At 63.2% G+C, this 23,711-nt stretch carries 25 protein-coding genes and 1 tRNA gene; 13 read left to right on the plus strand and 13 right to left on the minus strand.

What is annotated here, in order from left to right:
- Positions 1-3: 3 nt before the first annotated feature.
- The 6 genes from glpX to FJ979_RS00360 form a co-directional block, all read right to left on the minus strand.
- Positions 4-987: a class II fructose-bisphosphatase gene (glpX, locus tag FJ979_RS00335; protein ID WP_140580053.1), complete on the minus strand. Its 984-nt coding sequence runs from the start codon at positions 985-987 to the stop codon at positions 4-6.
- 179 nt (positions 988-1,166) lie between these two features.
- Complete coding sequence (locus FJ979_RS00340; RefSeq protein WP_140495823.1) at positions 1,167-1,334, minus strand: Thivi_2564 family membrane protein; 168 nt, start codon at positions 1,332-1,334, stop codon at positions 1,167-1,169.
- A gap of 65 nt (positions 1,335-1,399) precedes the next feature.
- On the minus strand, positions 1,400-1,756 hold the full coding sequence (locus tag FJ979_RS00345; RefSeq protein ID WP_140517065.1) for a hypothetical protein: 357 nt from the start codon (positions 1,754-1,756) through the stop codon (positions 1,400-1,402).
- A 128-nt stretch (positions 1,757-1,884) separates the two neighbouring features.
- Complete coding sequence (locus FJ979_RS00350; RefSeq protein ID WP_140579729.1) at positions 1,885-3,198, minus strand: homoserine dehydrogenase; 1,314 nt, start codon at positions 3,196-3,198, stop codon at positions 1,885-1,887.
- A gap of 48 nt (positions 3,199-3,246) precedes the next feature.
- A complete protein-coding gene (locus tag FJ979_RS00355; protein ID WP_140495820.1) occupies positions 3,247-4,464 on the minus strand; it encodes an LL-diaminopimelate aminotransferase in 1,218 nt (405 codons plus the stop codon).
- 74 nt (positions 4,465-4,538) lie between these two features.
- Positions 4,539-4,931: a hypothetical protein gene (locus FJ979_RS00360; protein ID WP_140495819.1), complete on the minus strand. Its 393-nt coding sequence runs from the start codon at positions 4,929-4,931 to the stop codon at positions 4,539-4,541.
- A gap of 98 nt (positions 4,932-5,029) precedes the next feature.
- Here FJ979_RS00360 and phaC point away from each other — a divergent pair, with 98 nt between their 5' ends.
- The 4 genes from phaC (at position 5,030) to FJ979_RS00380 (ending at position 9,982) form a co-directional block, all read left to right on the plus strand.
- Positions 5,030-6,865: a class I poly(R)-hydroxyalkanoic acid synthase gene (gene phaC, locus FJ979_RS00365; RefSeq protein WP_140521007.1), complete on the plus strand. Its 1,836-nt coding sequence runs from the start codon at positions 5,030-5,032 to the stop codon at positions 6,863-6,865.
- Positions 6,866-7,081: 216 nt separating this feature from the next.
- Positions 7,082-8,329: a YcbK family protein gene (locus FJ979_RS00370; protein WP_140579731.1), complete on the plus strand. Its 1,248-nt coding sequence runs from the start codon at positions 7,082-7,084 to the stop codon at positions 8,327-8,329.
- A 268-nt stretch (positions 8,330-8,597) separates the two neighbouring features.
- Positions 8,598-8,672 (plus strand) — tRNA-Glu (locus FJ979_RS00375).
- A gap of 167 nt (positions 8,673-8,839) precedes the next feature.
- Entirely contained in the window at positions 8,840-9,982 is a 1,143-nt protein-coding gene (locus FJ979_RS00380; RefSeq protein WP_140555339.1) for a hypothetical protein, read from the plus strand.
- A gap of 40 nt (positions 9,983-10,022) precedes the next feature.
- On the opposite strand, the gene FJ979_RS00385 is transcribed toward FJ979_RS00380, so the two are convergent.
- The 4 genes from FJ979_RS00385 to FJ979_RS00400 all read right to left on the minus strand — a co-directional run bounded on the left by FJ979_RS00385 (position 10,023) and on the right by FJ979_RS00400 (position 11,644).
- Positions 10,023-10,424 (minus strand): DUF6074 family protein, encoded by a 402-nt coding sequence (locus tag FJ979_RS00385; protein ID WP_224646992.1) that lies wholly within the window; start codon positions 10,422-10,424, stop codon positions 10,023-10,025.
- A gap of 1 nt (position 10,425) precedes the next feature.
- Complete coding sequence (locus tag FJ979_RS00390) at positions 10,426-10,722, minus strand: DUF982 domain-containing protein (RefSeq protein ID WP_140517077.1); 297 nt, start codon at positions 10,720-10,722, stop codon at positions 10,426-10,428.
- A 178-nt stretch (positions 10,723-10,900) separates the two neighbouring features.
- Complete coding sequence (locus FJ979_RS00395) at positions 10,901-11,137, minus strand: hypothetical protein (RefSeq protein ID WP_140547213.1); 237 nt, start codon at positions 11,135-11,137, stop codon at positions 10,901-10,903.
- 108 nt (positions 11,138-11,245) lie between these two features.
- Entirely contained in the window at positions 11,246-11,644 is a 399-nt protein-coding gene (locus tag FJ979_RS00400; RefSeq protein WP_140521011.1) for a hypothetical protein, read from the minus strand.
- A 209-nt stretch (positions 11,645-11,853) separates the two neighbouring features.
- Here FJ979_RS00400 and map point away from each other — a divergent pair, with 209 nt between their 5' ends.
- The 9 genes from map (at position 11,854) to FJ979_RS00445 (ending at position 20,828) form a co-directional block, all read left to right on the plus strand.
- The gene (gene map / locus FJ979_RS00405) at positions 11,854-12,681 is read left to right on the plus strand and encodes a type I methionyl aminopeptidase (protein ID WP_140579733.1); all 828 of its coding nucleotides are present in this window, start codon (positions 11,854-11,856) and stop codon (positions 12,679-12,681) included.
- Positions 12,682-12,730: 49 nt separating this feature from the next.
- A complete protein-coding gene (radC, locus tag FJ979_RS00410; RefSeq protein ID WP_140579735.1) occupies positions 12,731-13,519 on the plus strand; it encodes a DNA repair protein RadC in 789 nt (262 codons plus the stop codon).
- A 231-nt stretch (positions 13,520-13,750) separates the two neighbouring features.
- Positions 13,751-14,932 (plus strand): PfkB family carbohydrate kinase, encoded by a 1,182-nt coding sequence (locus tag FJ979_RS00415; protein ID WP_140521013.1) that lies wholly within the window; start codon positions 13,751-13,753, stop codon positions 14,930-14,932.
- Positions 14,933-14,968: 36 nt separating this feature from the next.
- Entirely contained in the window at positions 14,969-15,745 is a 777-nt protein-coding gene (locus tag FJ979_RS00420; protein ID WP_140495807.1) for a glutamine amidotransferase, read from the plus strand.
- Positions 15,746-15,772: 27 nt separating this feature from the next.
- Entirely contained in the window at positions 15,773-16,543 is a 771-nt protein-coding gene (locus FJ979_RS00425) for an ATP-binding cassette domain-containing protein (protein WP_140495806.1), read from the plus strand.
- A 31-nt stretch (positions 16,544-16,574) separates the two neighbouring features.
- Positions 16,575-17,561 carry an autoinducer 2 ABC transporter substrate-binding protein gene (locus FJ979_RS00430; RefSeq protein WP_140495805.1) on the plus strand — a complete coding sequence of 329 codons (987 nt, stop codon included), beginning with the start codon at positions 16,575-16,577 and terminating at the stop codon, positions 17,559-17,561.
- Positions 17,562-17,569: 8 nt separating this feature from the next.
- Positions 17,570-18,556 (plus strand): ABC transporter permease, encoded by a 987-nt coding sequence (locus FJ979_RS00435; RefSeq protein ID WP_181168523.1) that lies wholly within the window; start codon positions 17,570-17,572, stop codon positions 18,554-18,556.
- Entirely contained in the window at positions 18,553-19,509 is a 957-nt protein-coding gene (locus tag FJ979_RS00440; RefSeq protein WP_140579737.1) for an ABC transporter permease, read from the plus strand. The genes FJ979_RS00435 and FJ979_RS00440 overlap by 4 nt, the downstream gene beginning before the upstream one ends.
- 2 nt (positions 19,510-19,511) lie before the next feature.
- Entirely contained in the window at positions 19,512-20,828 is a 1,317-nt protein-coding gene (locus FJ979_RS00445) for an ArgE/DapE family deacylase (RefSeq protein WP_140579739.1), read from the plus strand.
- Positions 20,829-20,884: 56 nt separating this feature from the next.
- Here FJ979_RS00445 and FJ979_RS00450 read toward each other — a convergent pair whose 3' ends face one another.
- Genes FJ979_RS00450 through FJ979_RS00460 form a run of 3 tightly spaced genes read right to left on the minus strand, consistent with a single transcriptional unit; the run spans position 20,885 to position 23,711 of the window.
- Positions 20,885-21,763 (minus strand): SMP-30/gluconolactonase/LRE family protein, encoded by an 879-nt coding sequence (locus FJ979_RS00450; RefSeq protein ID WP_140579741.1) that lies wholly within the window; start codon positions 21,761-21,763, stop codon positions 20,885-20,887.
- 41 nt (positions 21,764-21,804) lie between these two features.
- On the minus strand, positions 21,805-22,767 hold the full coding sequence (locus FJ979_RS00455; RefSeq protein ID WP_140579743.1) for a 3-keto-5-aminohexanoate cleavage protein: 963 nt from the start codon (positions 22,765-22,767) through the stop codon (positions 21,805-21,807).
- Positions 22,764-23,711 (minus strand): 3-hydroxyacyl-CoA dehydrogenase, encoded by a 948-nt coding sequence (locus tag FJ979_RS00460; RefSeq protein WP_140579745.1) that lies wholly within the window; start codon positions 23,709-23,711, stop codon positions 22,764-22,766. Before FJ979_RS00460 ends, FJ979_RS00455 begins: the two co-directional genes overlap by 4 nt.

A 23,711-nucleotide genomic window follows, 5' to 3' on the forward strand; every position in this document is an offset into this window, starting at 1 on the left:
GCATCAAAACTTTTCCAGGTCCTGATGCCGGGCCTTGATCTCGCGCACGGTGCGCGACGACGAGCGCAGCACGATCGTGTGCGTTGTGATGTAGTTGCGGCCGAACTTGACCCCTGCCAGCATGTTGCCGTCGGTGACGCCGGTGGCCGCGAACAACACATCGCCGCGCGCCATGTCCTCGGCCCGGTAGACCCGCTTCGGGTCGGCAATACCCATCTTGCCGGCGCGGGCGACCTTTTCGGGCGTGTCGAGGATCAAGCGGCCCTGCATCTGGCCACCCGTGCAGCGCAGCGCCGCGGCGGCCAGCACGCCCTCCGGCGCGCCGCCAATGCCGAGATAGATGTCGATGCCGGTTTCCTCGGGATCGGTGGTGTGGATGACACCGGCGACGTCGCCATCGCCGATCAGCCGGATTGCCGCCCCGGTGGCGCGCACGGCGTCGATCAGCTTGCCATGGCGCGGACGGTCGAGGATGCAAGCGGTAACGTCGGACACCGCGACGCCCTTGGCCTGTGCCAGGCTGGCTATGTTTTCGGCCGGCGAGGCATCGATGTCGATGACGCCCTCGGCATAGCCCGGGCCGATGGCGATCTTGTCCATGTAGACGTCGGGCGCGAACAGCAGGCTGCCCTTCTCGGCGATGGCGATCACGGCCAGCGCGTTGGGCAGGTTCTTGGCGCAGATCGTGGTGCCTTCCAGCGGGTCGAGCGCAATGTCGACCGCCGGGCCTTTGCCGGTGCCGACCTCCTCTCCGATATAGAGCATCGGCGCCTCGTCCCGCTCGCCTTCGCCGATCACCACCGTGCCCTTGATGGCGAGGCGATTGAGCTCCTGGCGCATGGCGTCCACCGCGACCTGGTCGGCGGCCTTTTCGTCACCCCGTCCGCGCAGCCTGGCGGCCGCGACGGCGGCGCGTTCGGTGACGCGCACCAGTTCCATGGTGAGTATCCGGTCAAGTCCGGCGATAATGTTGTGGGCCACGTTCATCAGGTCGATCCTCGTTCGCATGCCGCCTCCCGCCGGAGGCGCGCCTCTTGTGTCAAACGAGCATGACAACGGCAAGACCTCTCGAAGGTTTTCTCGAAAAGCCTGCAATATCAATCGATTAAACTATGGATAGCACGATTCCGGCGAACTTGGGCCGCTTTCAAAGTAGGTATCGAGATCTAAAACACGGCCAGATATTTCAATAGCGAAACGATGCCGATGATGATGACGATGATCTGCGCGATCTGCCGCATCCTGGCATCCAGCGGCAATCGCTGAATGAGATAAAGCACCAGAATGATCACGAGGAACGTGATCAGAATACCGATCAGGACGGAAGAAGCCATGGTGCTCCCCTGGAAATTGCTCGATGGACAGGTAAGCCGGCAAACCCGGTTCGGTCGTTACCGGATCAATACCAGCGGCGCTGGGTGTCATTCATCGATTGGCCAACGGCGAGGCCGGCCAGAAAACCCAGCAGCCCGATGACGCCGACCACAGCCGTCGTCGTGCCCGGATTTTCCCGCGCGACCTCCGAGACCGCCTGCGCCTGGCTGCGCAACTGCTGAGCCGTTCGCGACGCACGGCTCGCCGCGCTGTCGTAGACATCGGATGCCTGAGCCGAGGCCTCGTCAACCAGTTCCGCACCTCGCTCCGAAAGGCTCTTGTTGATCCTGGTGATCTCCTTGCGCAGATCGGCGATCTGCTTTTCGAGCGTCTTTTGGATGTCGTCGATCTGGGGGGTGTCGGATTTCGATGTTTCGGCCATTGGCATTCCCTCGGTTTGCACCTCGGGAGAACGGCGCTGGCCGGGATTGGTTCCGGCGAGCCAAGCAGCGGCATCGGCCGCAACAGTATCGTCGCAGCAATCCCGTGGTAGGCGACGGAAGGAAATATCTATCCTGCCCGTTCGATCCGGATGACCTGCGGCTTGTCGGTCAGGTGACCATCCTTGGTGATACCGTCCACGGCCTTGCGCACCGCAGCTTCGGTGGTCTCGTGGGTGACGAGGATCACCGTCTTTTGCGCCGCCGCTTCGCCGCTGATCGCGTGCTGGACGATCGATTCCAGCGAGATATCGTTGTCGGCCATGCGCTTGGCGATGGCCGCGAACACGCCGATGCGGTCATGCACGGTCAGCCGGATGAAGTAGCCGCCGGCATGGCTGCGCATCTGCGCCTTCTTGTAAGGCTTCAATTCCCTCGCCGGCCTGCCGAATACCGGGCCGTGCTGGAAGCCGGGACGGCTCTTTGCGATATCGGCGATGTCGCCGATGACGGCCGAGGCGGTGGCATTGCCGCCGGCGCCGGGGCCGGAGAGCAGCAGTTCGCCGAGGATGTCGGTCTCGATCGCCACCGCATTGATGACGCCGTGGACCTGCGCGATCACCGAGGCCGTCGGCACCATGGTCGGATGCACGCGCTGCTCGATGCCGCTCTCGGTGCGCTGGGCAACGCCAAGTAGCTTGATCCGGTAGCCGAGATCGCCGGCCGCACGGATATCGGCCTGGGTGATGTTCGAGATGCCTTCCATGTAGATGTCGTTGGCGGCGATCTTGGTGCCGAAGGCCAAGCTGGTCAGGATCGACAGTTTGTGCGCGGTGTCATGGCCTTCGATGTCGAAGGTCGGGTCGGCCTCGGCATAGCCCAGCCGCTGCGCGTCCTTGAGGCAGGCGTCGAACGAGATGCCTTCGGCCTCCATCCGGGTCAGGACATAGTTGCAGGTACCGTTGAGAATACCGAAGACGCGGGTGACCGAGTTGCCGGCCATCGCCTCGCGCATCGTCTTGATAACCGGAATGCCGCCCGCCACCGCGGCCTCGTAGTTGAGCAGCACGCCCTTCTTCTCGGCGATCTCGGCCAGTACGACACCATGTTTGGCCAGCAGCGCCTTGTTCGCGGTAACGACATGGCGGCCGGCTTCGAGCGCCGCCCTGACCGCCGCGAACGCCGGCCCCTCGTCGCCGCCGATCAGCTCGACGAAAACGTCGATCTCGGCGGCCTGCGCCATCTTGACCGGATCGTCGAACCATTTCGCGGCATTGAGATCGACGCCGCGGTCGCGCTTGGGATCACGCGCCGAAACCGCCGACACGACGATGTCGCGCCCACACTGCCGTATCAGCTCCGCCGCCTTGTCGCGCAGCACGCGCGCCACCGAGGCGCCGACCGTGCCGAGGCCGGCAATTCCAACACGCAGAGCTTCAGCCATGGCCGGCGATGTCCCCCGAAAGATCAAACGAAATTGTGTGCGGAAAGCTTACCGATGGGCGGAAAGCGGCACGACATTGTTGGGTTGCTTGGCACTGGTCGCCAGGAAGCGCTTGATGTTGCGCGCCGCCTGCCGGATCCGGTGCTCGTTCTCGACCAGCGCGACACGCACGAAATCATCGCCGTGTTCGCCGAAGCCGACGCCTGGCGCCACCGCAACGTCGGCATGTTCGATGAGCAGCTTGGAGAATTCGAGCGAGCCGAGATGGCGGAACGGCTCGGGAATCGGCGCCCAGGCGAACATGGACGCAGCCGGAGCCGGAATGGTCCAGCCCGCGCGGCCGAAGGCATCCACCATCACGTCGCGCCGCTTGTGGTAGATGTCGCGCACTTCGGCGATGTCGGCGCCATCGCCGTTGAGCGCGTGTGCGGCCGCCACCTGGATCGGGGTGAACGCACCGTAATCGAGATAGGATTTCACCCGGGTCAGCGCCGAGATAAGCCGCTCGTTGCCAACCGCAAAGCCCATGCGCCAGCCGGGCATGGAGAAGGTCTTCGACATGGAGGTGAACTCGACGCAAACGTCGATCGCGCCCGGCACCTGCAGCACCGAAGGCGGCGGATTGCCGTCGAAATAGATCTCCGAATAGGCAAGGTCCGACAGGATGATGATGTCGTTCTTCTTCGCGAACGCCACCACGTCCTTGTAAAAATCGAGCGAGGCGACCAGCGCCGTCGGGTTCGACGGGTAGTTGAGGATCAGCGCCAGCGGCTTCGGAATCGAATGGCGGATGCCGCGCTCGACCGCCGGGATGAAACCGTCATCGGGTTCCACCTGCAGCGACCGGATGACGCCGCCCGACATGATGAAGCCGAAAGCATGGATCGGGTAGGTTGGATTCGGGCACAGGATCACGTCGCCAGGGGCGGTGATCGCCTGCGCCATGTTGGCGAAGCCCTCTTTCGAACCCAGCGTTGCCACCACTTGCGTATCGGGATCAAGCTTCACGCCGAAGCGGCGCTGATAGTAAGCGGCCTGGGCGCGGCGCAGGCCCGGAATGCCGCGCGAGGAGGAATAGCGATGGGTGCGCGGATCGCGCACCACTTCGCACAACTTGTCGACGATTGCCTTGGGCGTCGGCAGGTCCGGATTGCCCATGCCGAGGTCGATGATGTCGGCGCCGCGCGAGCGGGCGCTGGCCTTGAGCCGGTTGACCTGCTCGAAGACATAGGGCGGAAGCCGGCGGACCTTGTGAAACTCTTCCATGGCAGTTCCAGACATCACTTGGCGTTTGGCAAGGCGCGCCGTGTCGGCAAGTGCCTTGGGCGCGCGCTATATACTTATTTGCAGGTAGGGTCGAGGGTGGGGTCGCATTTGCCTTCGATCTGCTTCAGCGTCTGCGCGCCATGCTTGCTGGCCAGGTCCGTCAGCGCCGCCTGATTGGTGACGTTGGGGGCGCCGCCATTGGCTGCCTGCGCACTTTCGTCCCCCTTCAATTCCGCGAGCCTGGCATTCCTCTCGGCATCGGTGAACTGTTTGGCCGCTACTTTCGGCGGGATGTTCAGGTTCGGAAAGGTGCCGGTATCCTTCGGTCCCGCTGATGTGGCGATGGGCACCGGGCCGCTGGTATTGGTGCTCGAGCAGGCCCCAAGGCACAGCAGGGCAATTGCCGCACCGATGCGGCAAAAACGACCGGCGCCGAAAAAAACAGTCTCGCCAATGTTAATCGTCATATTGTTTCCTTGGCAGCCGGGGTAGAGCGAGGTTGGACCCAGTCGGATGTCCCATGGTAATATGTCAAGAAAACGCTTCGGGAGGAACCCCGCGCACCATGTCCAAAACACCCGATTCGGGCAAAGCGGAAGATGGCGGACCTTCGACGGTCGAGCAATATCTGGTGAAGGACCCGGAACGCTTCGCCCTGAACATGGCGCGCATGATCGAGCAGGCCGGCAAGGCGGCTTCCGCCTGGGCCGAGCCGCGCGAGAAGGGCGAAGTGCGCGACCATGTCGCCGAACCGGTCGTCGACATGGTGAAGACCTTCTCCAAGCTCAGCGAATACTGGCTTGCCGACCCACAACGCGCGCTCGAAGCGCAGACGCGGCTGTTCGCCGGCTATATGACGGTTTGGGCGAACGCCATCCAGCGCGTCAGCCCCGATGCCGAGCGAACCGAGGACGCGGTCAAGCCGGAGCGCGGCGACAAGCGTTTCCAGGATCCGGAATGGGGCCGCAACGCCTTCTTCGATTTCTTGAAACAGGCCTATCTCGTCACCTCGCGCTGGGCGGCTGATCTTGTCGAGCACGCCGAAGGCCTGGATGACCACACCCGCCACAAGGCGAGCTTCTACGTCAAGCAGGTGTCCAACGCCATCTCGCCGTCGAATTTCATCCTGACCAATCCGGAACTGTTTCGCGAAACCATCGCCTCGAACGGCGAAAATCTTGTGCGCGGCATGAAGATGCTGGCCGAGGACATCGCCGCCGGCAAGGGCGACCTGAAGCTGCGTCAGGCCGACTACTCGCCCTTCGAGATCGGCCGCAACATCGCCACCACCCCCGGCAAGGTGGTCGGCCGCAGCGACGTCGCCGAGATCATTCAATACGATCCCGCCACCGAGACGGTGCTGAAACGGCCGCTGCTGATCTGCCCGCCCTGGATCAACAAGTTCTACATACTCGACCTCAACCCGCAGAAATCCTTCATCCGCTGGGCGATCGAACAGGGCCACACCGTGTTCGTCATCTCCTGGATCAACCCTGATGAACGCCACGGCATGAAGAACTGGGAGGCTTATACAAGAGAGGGGCTGCAATACGGCCTCGACACTATCGAGAAGGCCACAGGCGAGAAAGAGGTCAACGCTATCGGCTACTGCGTCGGCGGCACGTTGCTGGCGGCGGCACTTGCCCTGCTGGCGCAGGAGGGTGACGATCGCATCAAATCGGCGACCTTCTTCACCACCCAGGTCGATTTCACCTATGCCGGCGACCTCAAGGTGTTCGTCGACGAGGAACAGGTCGCGGCGGTGGAAAAGGCGATGAACGAAAAGGGCTATCTCGACGGCACCAAGATGGCGACCGCCTTCAACATGCTGCGCTCGGGCGACCTGATCTGGCCCTATGTCGTCAACAACTACATGCGCGGCAAGGATCCCCTGCCATTCGACCTGCTTTACTGGAATGCCGATTCGACACGCATGGCGGCGGCCAACCACTCCTTCTATTTGCGCAACTGCTATCTCGAGAACAACCTCTCGCGCGGCAGGATGGAACTTGCCGGACGCACCGTTTCGCTCGCCGACATCAAGATTCCCGTCTACAACCTCGCCTCTAGGGAAGACCACATCGCTCCCGCGCTGTCCGTCTTCCTCGGCTCGAAATATTTCGGTGGCGAGGTCGAATACGTGATGGCGGGCTCCGGTCATATCGCCGGCGTCGTCAACCCGCCCGCATCGGGCAAGTACCAGTACTGGACCGGCGGCAAGCCGGAGGGCGACTTCGGCGAGTGGATCGCAAGGGCCACCGACCATCCTGGCTCCTGGTGGCCGCACTGGCAGAGCTGGATAGAGGCTAAGGACAACAATCGCGTGCCTGCCCGCAAAGCAGGCAAGCATATGAAAACTTTTGGTGATGCCCCCGGCACCTATGTCAAGGTGCGTGTGTAACCGACTGTAATGTCTGGTGAGTTGACGGACCCGTAAAAGCGGGCGAAATGGTGTCGTCAACCATCTTGCCGCCTAAATTCGGCAATTGCCGCAAAAATACTTCCAGGCTTGCTGATTTGACACAGGTCTCGTTTCCGGATCGGAGACAAGGGGCACCTCGACGCAGCCGTTCGGACGCCGCGCCAAGGATATACCGATCGGATATCGAGGGGGAATTTGACTTTGAAATCAGCAGGGTGGAGCCTCGCGAAGGGAGAACGCCGCACCATTGCGGCGGCGCTCTGCTCCGTGCTCCTGGCCTCCTGCACCTCGGCCGGCGACCCCACAATGTCGGTTGGCATGCCCGGCTACAATGCCTCCGCGTCGGACATCAACGCAGCCTCGACAAACAAGCCGATCGTGGCCGGCGATTCGTCGTCGCAGACGGCGACCACGCAGACCACCGTGATGGCGGAAGGCGACACAGCGCTGCCCGAGACGGTCGCCTACGTGCCGATTACCAAGCCGCAGGCGGCCTTCCCGCTCACCGCGCCGGCTGAAGCTGAAACGATTGCCGGAAACACGCCGCAATCGCTGGAGCAGCAGCCGCAGACGGCGCAGCAGACCGATGCGGCGGCGCAGAAGATCGCCGACGCCGACGCGGCCGTGACGGCGCCGAAGCAGGCCGCCACACCGGCGATGAACAATCCGGTCTATGTGACCGCTGGCGAGGCGCAGCAAGCGGAGGCGCCGAAGAAAAGGGGTTTCCTGGCCTCGATGTTTGGCGCCACGCCGGCTTCGGCGAAGCCCGCTCCACTGGTCAACACGCGCGCAGGCGAACAGCCGGCTGTGCAGGCCAAGCCCGCCCCGGCGGCGGCAAGGCCGATCATTACACTGGCCTCGGCCGATTCCACGGCGAAACCGGTGCAGCTGGCTTCGCTCGGCGACGACTCAGGTCACATCACCGGCAGCGATGCCCTGCCGGGCGTCCGCCAGACGGCGCTGTTCGAGATCAAGCGCAAATCCGGCCTCGACGACGAAAGCGACGTCGACCTCAACGAGGATGAAGGTTCGGGCGGCCTCTACCAGGTAGCTTCCGCCGCCGGCATGGCGCGCCTGGCGCCCAACGGGCTCTTGAAGCAGAACGAGAGTGTCGACGTGGCGTGCCTCAAGCCCTCGCTGGTGCGCGTGCTCAAAACGATCGAAGGCCACTACGGCCGCAAGATGGTCGTCACCTCCGGCTATCGCGACCCCGCCCGCAACCGCCGTGCCAACGGCGCCAAGAATTCGCTGCACATGTATTGCGCCGCCGCCGACATCCAGGTGCCGGGCGTCTCGAAATGGGAGCTGGCGAGCTACGTCAGGACGATGCCCGGCCGCGGCGGCGTCGGCACCTACTGCCACACCGAATCGGTCCACGTCGACGTCGGCCCCGAGCGCGACTGGAACTGGCGCTGCCGCCGGCGCAGCGGTGGCGAAGGCTGACCAGGGCCGGTTCGGCTGGACGCGCCAAAGCGCGTCGCGCTGAAACGGAGCTCACTTTTGAGCGACATGCATTTGCATCGGGCCGCTTCCGCAATCGTCTGAAAAGTGCCCGGAAATCCACGCAGCGGCTGGTGACGGCCGCCAGAAAAATTGCCGCTGGCGCTGCGTGAATCACTCGCTTCGGCAGGCAGGAAAAAAGTTGTCCAAGCCGGCACCTGACGGGTTGCCGGTTGCGCACAACGCCAGTATAAGCCGCTTTCATCTGAGCGCGCCCATCGTCTAGCGGTCAGGACACCGCCCTTTCACGGCGGTAACAGGGGTTCGATTCCCCTTGGGCGTACCAGCTTCACTCGATGTCCCCTCCGCTCCTTTCGGCGTCAAGAGCTATTGCGCCGGACAGGGTAACACCCCCTTCCGAAACGTCATTTTACGTGTTGACCATTCCGCCGCCTCGACCTTGTCGAGGGCAAGGCTCGATGGTTAAATCGGCTTTCCCAGGGGGATGCTAATATGGCAGTTCACCTTTCGGCGGATGCTCGAGCTCCTGCGGCGACGCCGCCACAAAGATATCTCTTTGGCCCGCTGGCCGACTTCCTCATGCTTGGCGGCAGCGCATTCCTGATTTTGCCGGCCCTGTACTTCGTGCCTACCAAATACGACAGCCTTGTTGCGGCGGCGATGTTTTTCCTGGCCTACTTGATAAACTATCCGCATTTCGCCCACTCTTACCAACTCTTCTATCGCAATTTTGGAAGCAAGGTGCGCGGCGAGGGATACGACAGGGGCCTCCAGATCCGCTACATTTTCGCCGGCATTGTCGTTCCCCTGCTCATGGTCGGGTTTTTTGCTTACGGCTCGATAACGGCGAACGCCCGGCTGCTCGGAAACGCAGCCAACGCGATGTTCTTTTTCGTGGGCTGGCACTACGTCAAGCAAGGCTACGGCATGTTGATGGTGGACGCCGTGTTGAAGCGCAGGTTCTTCACCAATCCGGACAAGAAAATCTTGCTGGTCAACAGCTATGCCGTATGGCTGTTCGCATGGCTTCAGACGAACACGGCGGTCAGCCAAGCAAAATATTACGGCTTGGAATATTATACGTTTGCTACGCCTGCGTGGCTCAACACGATTGCGCTGTCGGCCGCGGCCGCTTCCACGGCCGCCACCGTCGTGATGCTGATCAATCGCTGGAGTAAAAATGGCGGCAGCCTGCCGTATAACGGCGTCGTCGCTTATATCGCGTCCCTATATCTTTGGATCTTGGTCGTGAGAATAAACCCGCTGTGGCTGCTCGTGGTGCCGGCTCTCCATTCGCTGCAGTACCTGGCCGTGGTCTGGCGCTATCAAAGCAATGTCGAGCGTGACGGTCCCGATGCACAAAAGGTTCCGGACTCCAGAATCCTGTCCGTTCTTGGTCCGATCTACAGGACGCGAGTCCTGGGGTTCGTCGTCGCCGGCGGGGTCCTCGGCGGTCTCGGTTTCTGGCTGATCCCGGCGGCACTGACTGCCTTGATCCCTTACGACAAGGAAGTCCTGGGTTCGTCGCTGTTCTTCTTCATAGTGCTGATCTTCATCAACGTGCACCACTACTTCCTTGACAACGTCATGTGGCGACGCGGCAACCCCGAAGTTTCAAAATATCTGTTCCGCTAGCGGTGGCATGGACCGGCTGTGGGACGCCTTGCGGAGCACTTCAGGCGGAAAGAATTGGCATCGGCTCAGTGGCCGCGCCGGCCGATATCTCTTTTTGCACGGCGAAGAAGAACCTGCGCACCTCGTCGCTGGCCGCCGCCCTGTCCCTGCCTGATCTGACGACGAGATCGAACAACTCCGTCGCCTTGGCCCTCCAGAACGAGGTGGCGCTGTCGCCATGCAAACTGTCGAGCCTGGCAGCCACCTCCCGAACCAGGAATGCCTGACGGTCGATCGGGAATGCACGGATTTTTTCTGGGGACATCTTCCGAACCACGAGACTGACGCAACGAATCAACCATTGCCGAACAAGCATGGCGTAGCCGCGAAAGTGGAAACGGAAGCTTAATGGCATCGGCATCGATGCGCCGTTCGGCCAGGAGAACGAAAGAGCGCAGCGCACCTCAGGCTTGCAGCCCTCTCGCCTGGCCACCGCGCTTGCGCGGCGCCATCATGTCCCGGGCCATCAGCCCGGTCACCCGGCAGAACGCCATGAACGCCCGGCAGGCATCCTCGGTCTTGACCACGTCCACGGTGGCGCCGAAGCAGGCGTTGAAGGCCTTCTGGTAAATCGGGCCTTGCCGGCGCAGCGGCCAGGCCTGGAGAAAATCAAGGGCCTGTTCGACGCTGTAGATCTCCTCGACAGGTAGGCCGGGTCCGGGCGCGATACGCACCGGCACCTCAAATTGCAGTCTGTCCATCCGCCATCTCCCGAACTGTCGTCACCAGCGGCAACGCCATCCGTCGTAAAAAGTTGCTCTGGCCGGTCGCTACCGCAGGAATGTGGCGTCTCCGCGGTCATGGACGTTTTGCCGCAGCCGCCGCAAGCAAGCGCCAAGGCGCCCGGCCTTGTCGAACGCGGGCGCCTTGGCGGTCCGGCTACTGGTTGGCGGGATCGGTCTCCGCATCGAAGGCCATGCGCACCGCCGTAAGCAGCACGAGAGCAGACGGCACAGCGAAAATCCCGCCAAGGACAAGTGCCCCTGTCGCCGAAAGGCCGAGCGTCTCCGTCAGCGCCCAGTAGACGGTTCCGATACAGATGAGCGCCTGGACGGAAAGGAAAATGGCGGCGCAGGCCGCGCGCGAAAGGCTCTTGAGTGTCTTGATACGTTGCATGGAAACAATCCGGAAATGACGCGCTACGCACCGCTGCGCGACCGAAGCCGCCGCGCGGATCGAGGCGCGAACAGGAAGTGGTTTGAGTGAAGGAGCGGTTGAAACCGCTCAGGCCGGAACCGATGGCGGCGCGCGCGGCTGATTGGCAGTCGCCCACGGTGTGCGGGCGTCCCTGTCGGCGGCGACGACCTCTGCCGGCGGAACCGAAACAAACCAGGAAAAGACGGTGTCCCGAGCCGGCAGGGCCGGATGGCCGCCGGCGAACTTAACCAGGGCCGGCCGGCCGGAACGAACTTCCAGCGCCTGCCCCTTGCCGGTGATGCGCAGCAGCGCCGCCGCTTCGCCGGACCGCTCCACGCCGGCGCTGGCGACACCGGAGGCTGCTCCGGCAAAGACGGGCACCTCCGCCCGGCCAAGCGACAGCATCGCCAGCAGCACAAGGCTCATCAGCAATGAGCAGGCCGCCTTCAACGGCGCTTCAGGCAATCTGGCGTGCTCGACGCTCATGAAATCTCCAAAAACCTCCCTCGCCCTACCGCACGGTCGACTGAAAGGGAAGGAACAAGGGCGTCAAGGACATCGGGGCGCGCCGAATATCCCTGCCGCTTGGTCGTGTCCGGGCAGTTCTTCCTTGAACCTTTTGCCCTCAAGTGCCAAATCTGGGGAGATTTTCACGCCGGCTCCCTTGCAGAGCCACACCGGCAAGACGGACACCAATGGTCACTTATCTCGACGCCGTCACGGCACCGCTCAGAAACACCGGCCAGATCCGCCTCTATGGCGAGGAAGGTTTTGCCGGCATGCGCAAGGCATGCGACCTCACGGCGCGCTGCCTCGACGAACTGGTGCCGATGGTTGCGCCCGGCGTCACCACCGACACCATAGATCGTTTCGTTTTCGAGTTCGGCATGGATCATGGCGCGCTGCCGGCGACGCTCAACTACCGCGGCTACACCAAGTCTTCCTGCACCTCGATCAATCATGTCGTCTGCCATGGCATCCCCGACAACAAGCCGCTGAAGGATGGCGACATCGTCAACATCGACGTCACCTACATCCTCGACGGCTGGCACGGCGATTCCTCGCGCATGTACCCCGTCGGCACCATAAAACGCGCGGCGGAACGCCTGCTCGAAGTCACCCACGAATGCCTGATGCGCGGCATTGCCGCGATCAGGCCTGGCGCCCGCACCGGCGTCATTGGCGCGGCCATCCAGAGCTATGCCGAGGGCGAGCGCTGCTCGGTGGTGCGCGACTTCTGCGGCCACGGCGTCGGCCAGTTGTTCCACGACGCGCCCAACATCCTGCATTATGGCAGCGCCAATGAGGGCGTCGAGATGCGGCCCGGCATGATCTTCACCGTCGAGCCGATGATCAACCTCGGCCGGCCGCATGTGAAAGTTCTGTCGGACGGCTGGACCGCGGTGACACGCGACCGCTCGCTGTCGGCGCAATACGAACACACGATCGGCGTGACTGACACCGGCTGCGAGATCTTCACGCTCTCCCCCAAAAAGCTCGACCGCCCCGGCCTGCCGGCCTAATGTTTCGTTCTCCCGGCGCTCGCGGTCGGGGAGCTGGGGGGCAGACGAGATGTCAGGTGACGACGACGAGCGCAGTTTCTTTGCAGAAAAGCCTGCGCAGCTTTCCGCGACCATGCACTCTCCTGGGACAGCCGGGCCTGCCGCGAAGACCAAGGGGATCGAGGAGAAGCCGCATTATCTCGGCCATCGCGACCGTTTGCGCGAACGCTTCGCCTCGCCAGGTCCCGACGCCCTGCCCGACTATGAGCTTCTGGAACTCCTGCTCTTCCGCCTGATCCCGCGCGCCGACACCAAGCCGGTCGCCAAGGCGCTGCTCTCCCGCTTCGGTACCCTGGCCGAGGTGCTTGGCGCGCCCGTCGGCCTCCTCCAGGAGGTCAAGGGCGTGGGCCCGGTGGTAGCGCTCGACCTGAAGGTCATTGCGGCGACGGCCCAGCGCATGGCGCGCAGCGAGGTCCATGGCCGCGAAATCCTCTCCTCTTGGCAGCAGCTTCTCGACTATTGCCGGTCAGCCATGGCCTTCGAGGCGCGCGAGCAGTTCCGCATCCTGTTCCTTGACAAGAAGAACACGCTGATTGCCGACGAGGTGCAGCAGACCGGCACTGTTGACCATACGCCCGTCTATCCGCGTGAGGTGGTCAAGCGCGCTCTCGAACTGTCGGCGACGGCAATCATCCTGGTGCACAACCACCCGTCGGGCGATCCGACGCCATCGCGTGCCGATATCGAGATGACCAAGGAGATCATCGACGCGGCCAAGCGGCTGGGCATTTCCGTGCATGACCACATCATCATCGGTCGCAAGGGCTATTCCAGCATGAAGGGCTTGCTGCTGATCTAGATCATCGGCTCGGCGAAGCTATCCGAATGAAAGCAGGCAATTCGCCGGCCCGGTCTTTCGGCTCAAGAATTTGAAAATCGTTCAATTCTGGAACGAATGGCCCGAAATTGAGGCCATATCGCCATAGTTTTCCAAATTCACTCGCAGATTCCAGACCTTTTAGAACATAATTCCGTTGAGGGGCGGCTTTTCCGTTGATACCGTTTGAAACGCTTCAATTGGAACCTGCCATTGCAACGCAAGCGCCCGACCATAGCGGATGTCGCACGCGCCGCCGGTGTCTCCATCGGAACGGTGTCGAACTTCATCAATGGGACCGCCGGCCTGAAGGAGGCCACGCGCGAACGCATCGAAAAGGCGATCGCCACGCTGATGTACCGGCCGAGTTCGTTTGCGCGCTCGCTGCCGGGCCGCGCGCCCCACAGGCCGAAGAATCTCGATCATCTGCCGAGGCTCCTGGTCGCGGGCCGGGTCAGTGTCGACTTTCTCTGCCGCGTCGACGTCCTGCCGCATCGCGACGACCGCATCACAGCCAGCCATATCGAGAAGGCGCTGGGCGGGCCCGCGGCCAATCTCGCGGTTGCCGCCGCCGGTGTTGGGGCGCCCTACGCTCTCGACGTGGAACTGGCGACGGCGGTCGGCGAAGACCCGGAGAGTGACTGGGCGCTCGGCGCGCTTTCCAAACTGGGCGTCCACGCATTGCCGATCCGCAACACGCCCAACAACCGCCTTTCGCAGGCCATCGTGATCATCGAGCGCAATGGCAGCCGCACGATCATCAGTGAACCGTTCGAACTCGGCGAGATCGATCTGACCGCCAATCTGGACATCCAGCCCGAACCGCGCCCGGCCTGTCTTCACATCGAAGGCTTCCACTACGAAACGATGACCGCTTCCATCGCGCGCTTTCATCAGGCCGGCTGGAGGGTGAGCCTGCATTCGGCCGGCCTGCCCAAGAGCGCACGCACGCCTGAAACCTTCACGCAGATGGTCCGGCACATCGACCTGACCTTCATCAACGATGTGATGATGCGGGAGATTTTCGACTTTCGCTCGAGGATGGCGACGATGATCGAAGAGGTGCGGCTGATGCTGGCGCGCATCAAGCCGCGCGGAACGGTCGTGCTCACTCTCGGCGAGTTTGGCGCGGTCGTCTTTCCGGCGAATGGCGGACCGCAGATCGAGGTGCCGGCACTGCCTGTCGACCGCGTCGATGCGACGGGCGCCGGCGACAGCTTCGCCGGCATATTCCTAAGCCTCTGGCTGCATGGTGCGTCGCTGGACGACGCCGCCCGCCATGCGGCGATCGGCGCGAGCCTGACGACCACGGTCGAAGGCGCACAGGGCTACATCGCGGATTTCGCGACTTTGAAGGCTGCCGCTTTGGCGAACAACGCCATGTTGGCAAGCTGAACCAACAACTTACGGGAACCCAGGAGAGTATTGGTCATGGCGAAAACAAGAGTGCTTCTGGTCGGCGAGAGCTGGATGAGTTCGGCGACCCACTACAAGGGGTTCGATCAGTTCGGCAGCGTCACCTTTCACCTGGGCGCGACGCCGCTGGTCGATGCCTTGAAGAGCAGCGAATTCGACCTCGACTACATGCCGGCCCATGAAGCCGTCGAAAAGCTGCCTTTCACCACGGAGGGCCTGTCGCAATACAAGGCCATCATCCTCTCCGACATCGGCGCGAACTCGCTGCTGCTTCACCCCGATGTCTGGCTGCACGGCAAGACAGTGCCCAACCGGCTCAAGCTTCTGCGCGACTGGACGCAGGCCGGTGGTGGCATGGTCATGATCGGCGGCTATTTCTCTTTCCAGGGCATCGACGGCAAGGCGCGCTGGCACCGCACGGCCGTCGAGGAGGCGCTGCCGGTAACCTGCCTCCCCTATGACGACCGGCTCGAGATTCCCGAAGGGTTCCGGCCTGAAATCACCGGTCCCAAGGATCACCCGATCTTTGCCGGCATCGAAGGCGAATGGCCGCTGCTGCTCGGCGCCAACGAGGTCGTCGCTCGCGATCGCGATGACGTCGAAATCCTCGCACGGTTGCCGCAGGATCACGGCGGTCATCCGCTGCTGGTCACCGGCCGCCATGGCCAGGGCCGCACGCTGGCCTGGACGTCGGATATCGGCCCGCATTGGCTGCCCAACAGCTTCGTGGAATGGCCGGGCTATGCGCGTCTTTGGACCAACGTGCTGCGCTGGGTCAGCAAGGCCGTCTAGCCGACCAGCAACCGCCGGGGAACCGCCATGACAGAACCGTTTCTTGTCGCCAGAAATATCGCAAAGCGCTTCGGCGCCCTGACTGCGCTTGCCGATGTCGACCTGGAAATCCGCTCCGGCGAGGTGCTGGCGCTTCTCGGCGACAACGGCGCCGGCAAATCCACCTTCATCAAGATCCTGGCGGGCGCCCATCCGCCCAGCGATGGAAAGCTTCTCATCGAGGGCAATCCGGTGGCTTTCTCCTCGCCCAAGGATGCGGCGTCGTCGGGGATCGCGACGATCTTTCAGGAACTGGCGCTCTCGGAAAACCTGTCGATTGCCGAAAACGTCTTTCTCGGCCGCGAATTGAAACGCTCCATTTTGGGTATTCCCTTCCTGAAGCGCAAGGAAATGCGCCAGCGCGTCGACGGCCTGCTGAAAGAGCTCGACGCGCATATTTCCGATCCGGAAGCACCCGTCGGCAGCCTGTCCGGCGGTCAGCGCCAGGCCGTGGCCATCTGCCGGGCCCTCAATCTGAATGCCAGGCTGGTCATCATGGACGAGCCGACGGCGGCCCTTGCCGTCGCCGAAACCCGCAAGGTCCTGGCACTGACGCGGCGGCTTGCCGCGCGCGGTTGTGCCGTCGTCCTCATCAGCCACAACATTTCCGAAGTGTTCGAGGTTGCCGACCGCATCGTGGTGTTCCGGCGCGGCCGCAAGGTGGCCGAACGGCTGGCGGCCGAGACCAATCACGAGGAAGTCGTTTCGCTCATAACAGGCGCTCATCCCGACGTGCGGGCGCTTGAAAAATCAAACTGAAATGCACGTCCATTCCAGAGAGGATAAACCAATGCTTTCTCAACTCAAAAAAGCGCTCGCCGTTTCCGTGCTGTCACTCGTGGTCGCCACGGCGGCGCATGCCGCCGACAAGCCCAAGGTCGCCTTCGTCCCGCAATTGATCGGCATACCCTATTTCAATGCCATGGAAGCCGGCGGCAATCGCGCCGCGAAGGACCTGGGCGTCGATTTCATCTATTCCGGCCCCGTCGACACCAACCCGGTCGATCAGTTGCAGATCGTGCAGAACCTGATCGACCAGGGTGTCCAGGCGATCTCGGTCAGCGTGCTGGATGCGTCCAGCATCGCGCCCGTCGTCGAGAGCGCCAAGGCCAAGGGCATCAAGCTTTTCACCAGCGACAGCGATGCACCCGACAGCGGCCGTGCCGTCTATGTGGCGCAGGCGACCGACGAAGGGCTCGGCACGACGATCATCGATGAGTTGGTGAAGCGCGTCGGCGAGGACGCCACGATCGGCATCGTCTCCGGCGAGGCGACGGCGTCCAATCTCAACGCCTGGATCGGCTTCATGCAGAAAGAGGCCACCGCCAAATATCCGAAGCTGAAACTGCTCGCTCCGCAATTCGCTGGCGGCACGGCCGAGCGCGCCGCGCAGATATCAGGCGATCTCATGGCCGCCAATCCCGACATCAAGGCCATCATCGCCGTCGCATCCTCGACCTGTCCGGGCGTCGCCCAGGCCATCGAAACCGCCGGTAAGATCGGCTCCGTCATAGGCACGGGCTATTGCAGCCCGAACACGGCGCGATCCTACCTGAAGAGCGGCGCCTTCGGCTTCACCGTGCTGTGGGATCCCGAACAGCTGGGCTATCTCACGGTCTGGGCCGGCAAGCAGTTGATCGACGGCAAGAGCTTCGAAGCGGAAAACAAGATCGCCGGCCTCGAAAAGCCCGCCACCTATGATGCCGCCAAGGGCATCCTGCTGCTCGGGCCGCCGGCGGTCTTCACCAAGGACAATGTCGACAAGTTCAACTTCTGAGCCTTGGGATGAACACGGTGCGACAGTTTGGAAACGGCGTTTTGGCCATGAACGGGCGAGAGTGGTCCTTGCTTGCCGCCTGTCTCCTGGCGATCGTCATCTTTTCTGTCGCATCGCCCCACTACGCGACGCCAGGCAATGCGGCGACGGTCCTGCGCAACAGCGTCGAACTGCTGCTGATAGGCCTTGGCATGACCTTGCTGCTTGCCATGGGCGGCATCGACGTCTCGATCGGCATCGTCATGGGTCTGGCGGCAATAGCGATCGGCCGCGTGCTTGGCGCCGACGGCAATCCGCTGCTGGCGCTCATCGCTGGCCCGGTGGTCGGTGCGCTGCTCGGCTGCGTGACGGCCACCGTCGTCGTCCTCGGTCGCGTTCCGGCAATCGTGGGAACGCTCGGCCTGCTTGGCGTCTACCGCACCGCCGTCTTTGTCCTTCTCGGCGGGCAGTGGCTCTCGGGCCTGCCCTCGAGCCTCACTAATCTTCTCGCAACCACCGTACTCGGCATTCCGGTCCCAGCCATCGTCATTGCCATCGCCTATCTGGTCGTCTGGCTGGCATTGCGGCGAACCCCCTACGGCCCGCATCTGCTCGCGATCGGCAATTCCGAGGAAAAGGCGCGGCTGTCCGGAATCCCCGTGGTCAAGGTACGCTTCATGACCTTCGTCATCAGTGGCGTCCTGACTGGCATTGCCGCCGCGTTTTACGTCGCCACCTACCGCAACGTGGAGATGACGATCGGCAGCACGCTGGCGCTCGATGCGATCGCCGCGGTCATTCTCGGCGGCACGAGCATATTGGGCGGCAGATGCAGCTTGATCGGCACGGTCTTCGGCGTACTGCTTCTGAGAATTCTCCAGAATGGATTGCTTCTGATCGGCGTCCCCTCGCTTTGGCAGCCTGTGGTTACCGGCGTTCTCATCATCGGCGTGCTCGGCTTCGAAGCCGTCTCCAACCGGCTGCCGCTTGCCCAATTCCTGCGAGCCCGCGCATGAACAGGATCCGGAACCTGCAGGGCCCCGCCCTCACTTTGGCTCTGCTGTGCGGCCTTTGGCTGGTCGTTATTGTCGGCCTGCTGGCGCTCAAGCCTTCGGTCTTCAATCTCGGCACCGTCACCACGATTTTGCAATTTTCGACGATTCTGGCCCTGGTCGGCCTTGGACAGGCGCTGGTCGTCCTGGCCGGAGGCGCGGGCATCGACCTGTCCGTTGGCGGCGCCGTTTCGCTCTCGGCGATCATTGCCATGCTTTCCCTGAAGCTGGGGTTGCCGCCCCTTCTGTTGCCGGTCGTCTGCATCCTGGCCGGCGCCGTGCTCGGTGCCTTGAACGGATGGCTGGTGAACGGGCTCGCCCTTCTCCCCTTCATCGCGACGCTGGGAACATTCTTCGTCTATTCCGGCCTGGCGCTTGCCGCCACCGGCGGTGCGGCGCAGTCCGGCGTGCCCGCTTGGCTGCTCGTTTGGGGGCGCGGCGTGGTCATGGGCATCCCCGTGCCTTTCCTTACGCTCGCCGTCCCCTGCTTCGCGCTTGCCGGTCTCGTGCTGCTCTCGACGGCCTGGGGGCGCTGGATCTATGCCATGGGCTTCAATGAGCGCTCGGCCAAACTGGTCGGCATTCCGGTCGATCGCGTACGCTTCATTCTCTACGTGCTGAGCGGCGCACTGGCCGGTGCTGCCGGCCTCGTCTCTCTCGCCTGGCTCGGCAGCGGCAGGCCCAATATCGGCCAGAACCTCGAACTGGAATCACTGACCGCGGCCATGCTGGGAGGCATCGTCATCACTGGCGGGCGCGGTGGCGTCGGCGGCGTGTTCGCGGCCGTCCTGCTGCTGGTCACGCTGAAGACCGGCCTTCTGCAATTGAACATCAACACGGTCTGGCAGGTGGGGATTGTCGGCGCCCTTCTGGTTTTCGTCCTTCTCGCCGACCGACTTTCCCAACGTTGGAGATAACAATGCCTTCCATGGAAGAGACCATCGCCGCGCGCGTCGAGGCAGCCGCCGAGCGCATCGTCAAGACGCTGAGCGATCTCGTCGCCTTCCCCTCGATCGTGAAATCGAATCCGAAGGAGGCCGGCCCGGGCGAGCGCGATTGCCAGCTCTACCTGCAAAAGCGCCTCAAGGCGCTCGGCTTCTCGACCGATCTCTGGGATCCGGACGGACCTGCGCTCTACGAAAAGTACAAGGGACGTGCCGGCGCCAACAAGGGCAGGACGTTCGAGGGCCGGCCTAACCTTGGCGGCGTTTTGAAAGGTACCGGCGGCGGGCGATCCATCATGCTGACCGGCCATATCGACGTCGTGCCGCCGGGTGCCGCCGGCCACTGGACCACCGATCCCTTCCAGCCTGTCCTGAAGGACGGATACCTGCACGGTCGCGGCACGGTCGACATGAAGGGCGGCGTCGCCTGCATGCTGATGGCCGTCGAGATCCTGAAGGAGCTCAATGTTCCCTTGTCTGGAGACGTCGTCTTCACCACCGTCGTCGACGAGGAAATCGGCGGCATGGGGTCGCTCGCCATGGTCGATCGCGGCTTTCGCGCCGACGCCGGCATCATGACGGAACCGACGGCGAACAGGATCGCACCGCTTTGTCACGGCATTCTGTGGGGCAAGATCATCATAGACGGCATAGGCGGCCATGCCGAACTGACGCCGAACGCCTGGTATTCGAGCGGCCCGGTCGACGCCGTCCAGCTTTGCCGGCAGATCCTCGACGGCATCGACATCCTCAACCGGCGCTGGATGTTCGATCCCAGGAAGAACCACCCGCTGATGGACCTGCCCAACCAGATCATCGTCACCCAGATCAATGCCGGCGAACACCCGTCCTCCATGGCAGGACGCGGCGAGATCATCATCGACGCACAGTATCTGCCGAGCGAGCATGACGAGTTCAGGCTGGGCGGCAACGTCAAACGCGAAATCGAAGTGCACATCGCCAATGTCTGCCAGGCGGATCCTTATCTGCGAAAGCACCCTGCCCGTGTCGAATGGATCCTCGATGCCGATTGCGCCGAGATCCCGTCGGACAACCCCTTTGTCGGCCTGTTCCAGGAGGCCGTCAAAGCAGCCGACCTGTCGCCGGCCCTGAGCGGCTTCGGCGCACACAGCGACATCGGCCTGCCGACCGGCCTGGGCAACACCCCGACCGTCAACTTCGGTCCTGGCGATCCGGCGCAGGCGCATCAGCCGAACGAGCGCGTTTCGGTGCGCGATCTCGTCGATTGCACGAAGGCCATCGCCATAGCGGTAGAGAAATGGTGCCGGTAAAAACTAGCTGACCGCGTTTGCGGGAGAGGTCGGGGGAGCGGCTAAGAGGCCGCCCGTCAGCCACCAAACCTCGGCTCGGGAACTCCGGTCACGCCAAGGCCGGTGATTGCGAACAGGCTGCCGCGCAGCACGCCATCGCCGGGAAAACGCGGCAGCGGCGGCTTGGCCATGGAGGTGACGTAGAGCGTGTCGAGCTTCGGTCCGCCGAACATGGCGCTGGTGATCTTCTTCACCGGCATCTCGATGATACGGTCTATGCTGCCGTCCGGCGCGTAACGCACCAGCCTTCCATCATAGACCAGCGCATTCCACAGGCAGCCTTCGGCATCGACGGTCGAGCCGTCGGCGGCACCACCGCGGCTGGTGTCGACGCGAACGAAGGTGCGGCGGTTGCTGGCCGCACCGGTCGCGATGTCGTAATCATACGCCCAGATCTCACCGGTCCAGGTGTCGGCGAAATAGAAGGTGCGGTCGTCGGGGCTCCAGCATGGACCGTTGGAGCAGATGATGCCGGAATCGATCCTGGTGACGGAAAAGTCCGGGTCGAGCCGATAGAGACCGCCGGACGGCCCCTCCTCCATAGTGTCCATCGAGCCGGCGAAGAAGCGGCCGCGCCGGTCGACCTTGCCGTCGTTGAGACGGTTCATCGGCTTGTCCGGCTCCGGATCATGGATCAGCGTCACCTCGCCGGTGGCGAAATCGAGCAGATGGAAACCGCGCTGCAACGAGACGACAGCGCCGCCGCCATCCTTGCGCAGCGCCATCGAGCCGATTTTCATCGGCACGTCCCAGCAGCGGATCTCGCGCCCGTCGGCGGTCGCGCGGAACACGCGCCCATCGAAACTGTCGATCCAGTAGAGACGCTCCTGCTCGACGTCCCAGAGCGGTCCCTCGCCAAGCGTGGTCTTCACGTCCACCACGACTTCGATCTTCATGCCGTCCTCCTCTTTGTTGGCTCGCGCAGCGATTGGCTGCGTCAGAAAGCGACCTTGTCGCCGCCCTTCAGCGACAGGATCTCGCGCGCTTCGTCCGGCGTCGCCACCTCCATGCCGAGCCCCTCAATGATTTTGCGCGCCAGCACGACCTGCTCGGCATTCGACTTGGCAAGCTTGCCCCTGCCGGCCCACAGACTGTCCTCCAGCCCGACCCGGATGTTGCCGCCGAGTGCTGCCGATTGCGCGGCGATGCGTAACTGACTGGCGCCGGCGCCGAGCACCGACCAGCGGAACTGGTCGCCGAACAGCCGGTCCGCCGTGCGCTTCATATGCGCGACATCCTCGGGATGCGTGCCGATGCCGCCCAGCAGACCGAACACCGACTGTACGAAGAAGGGCGGCTTCACCAGCCCGCGGTCGGCGAAATGGGCGAGATTGTAGAGATGCGCGATGTCGTAGCACTCGAACTCGAAGCGCGTGCCATTGTCGTAGCAGGTGGCAAGGATGTACTCGATATCCTTGAACGAGTTGCGGAAGACGAGGTCGCGCGTCGCTTCCAGATGCGGCTTTTCCCAGTCGAACGTGAAGGTCTCGTATTTGTCGGCGAGGTGATAGAGCCCGAAATTGATCGAGCCCATATTGAGCGAGGCCACCTCCGGCTTGAACTGGGCGGCCGGGCGCACCCGCTCCTCGACCTTCATATAGGGGCTGCCGCCGGTGGTGATGTTGATGGCGGCATTGGTGCCTTGCTTGACGCGCGGCAGGAAACGGGCAAAGGCCTCCGGCGTCTGGTCGGGCTTGCCGGTCTCCGGATCGCGGGCATGCAGATGCAGGATCGCGGCGCCGGCTTCCGCGGCGGCGATCGCCTCCGAGGCGATCTGGTCCGGCGTGATCGGCAAATAGGGCGACATGGTCGGCGTGTGGATCGCCCCCGTCACCGCGCAGGTGATGATGACCTTGCCCCTGGCCGCCGTGGCGCCGGGCTTGCGGCTGGTTTCTTTCATTGTCCGAACTCCTGATCCGATTTCTTCTTGTGCGCCGCCAGCGCCATCAGCCGGCGATCCCGCCATACCTGCCGATCGCCCAGTTTCTCCCTGGGCAAGCGCCTGCTACGCTCGGACTCGACGGTTTCCATCACCTCGCCCGCCCAGTCGACGCGACGCAGCATCTGCGGGAAAATATTGGAATAGATGCCCTGGTAGCGCTCGGCATAGTCGCGCACGCCGCCCGGCGCGTTGAGATCGATGGTCTCGAAGGGCCCCATGAACGACCAGCGCAGCGCCAAGCCATCACGGATGCCGATATCGACGTCCTCGACGCTGGCATAGCCGTCGGCGACAAGCCGGAAAGCTTCTTCGAGCAGCGCCCCTTGCAGCCGGTTCATGATGAAGCCGTCGAGCTCGCGCTTCATCACCAGCGGCGCGTGGCCGGCATCGAGGAGGAAGGCGCGCGTCCTTTCAAGCGTCTCGGCGCACGTCCACGGCGCCGGCACCACCTCCGCCGCCGGAATGAGGTAGGGCGGGTTGATCGGATGCACGACCAGGCAGCGGTGCCGCCCCGGGAGATGATCGGTGAATTTCGACGGCAACAGCGCCGAGGTGGAGCTGGCGATCACCGCCTGCGGATCAGAGAGGGAATCGATCCGCGAAAACACCTCGCGCTTCACTTCGAGATTTTCCGGCGTGTTCTCCTGGATATGCACGGCGCCGGCCAGCGCGGCGTCCATATCTCTCACGACGGAGATACGCTCGAGCACCGCGTGCGCGGATTGTCCACGCAGCAGGTCGTTCGAAGCGAGATCGCCGAGCACGCCTTCTATGTAGTCGCGCGCGCCACCCCCCGCGACCGGCGACTGGTCCCACATGCGCACGTCATGGCCGGCACGCGCGAAGCTGATCGCCCAAGCCCGTCCAATGAACCCGCTTCCGACAATTGCAACCTTGGCCAT

The sequence above is a fragment of the Mesorhizobium sp. B1-1-6 genome, from assembly GCF_006443035.1.
In the GTDB taxonomy this organism is placed as follows: domain Bacteria; phylum Pseudomonadota; class Alphaproteobacteria; order Rhizobiales; family Rhizobiaceae; genus Mesorhizobium.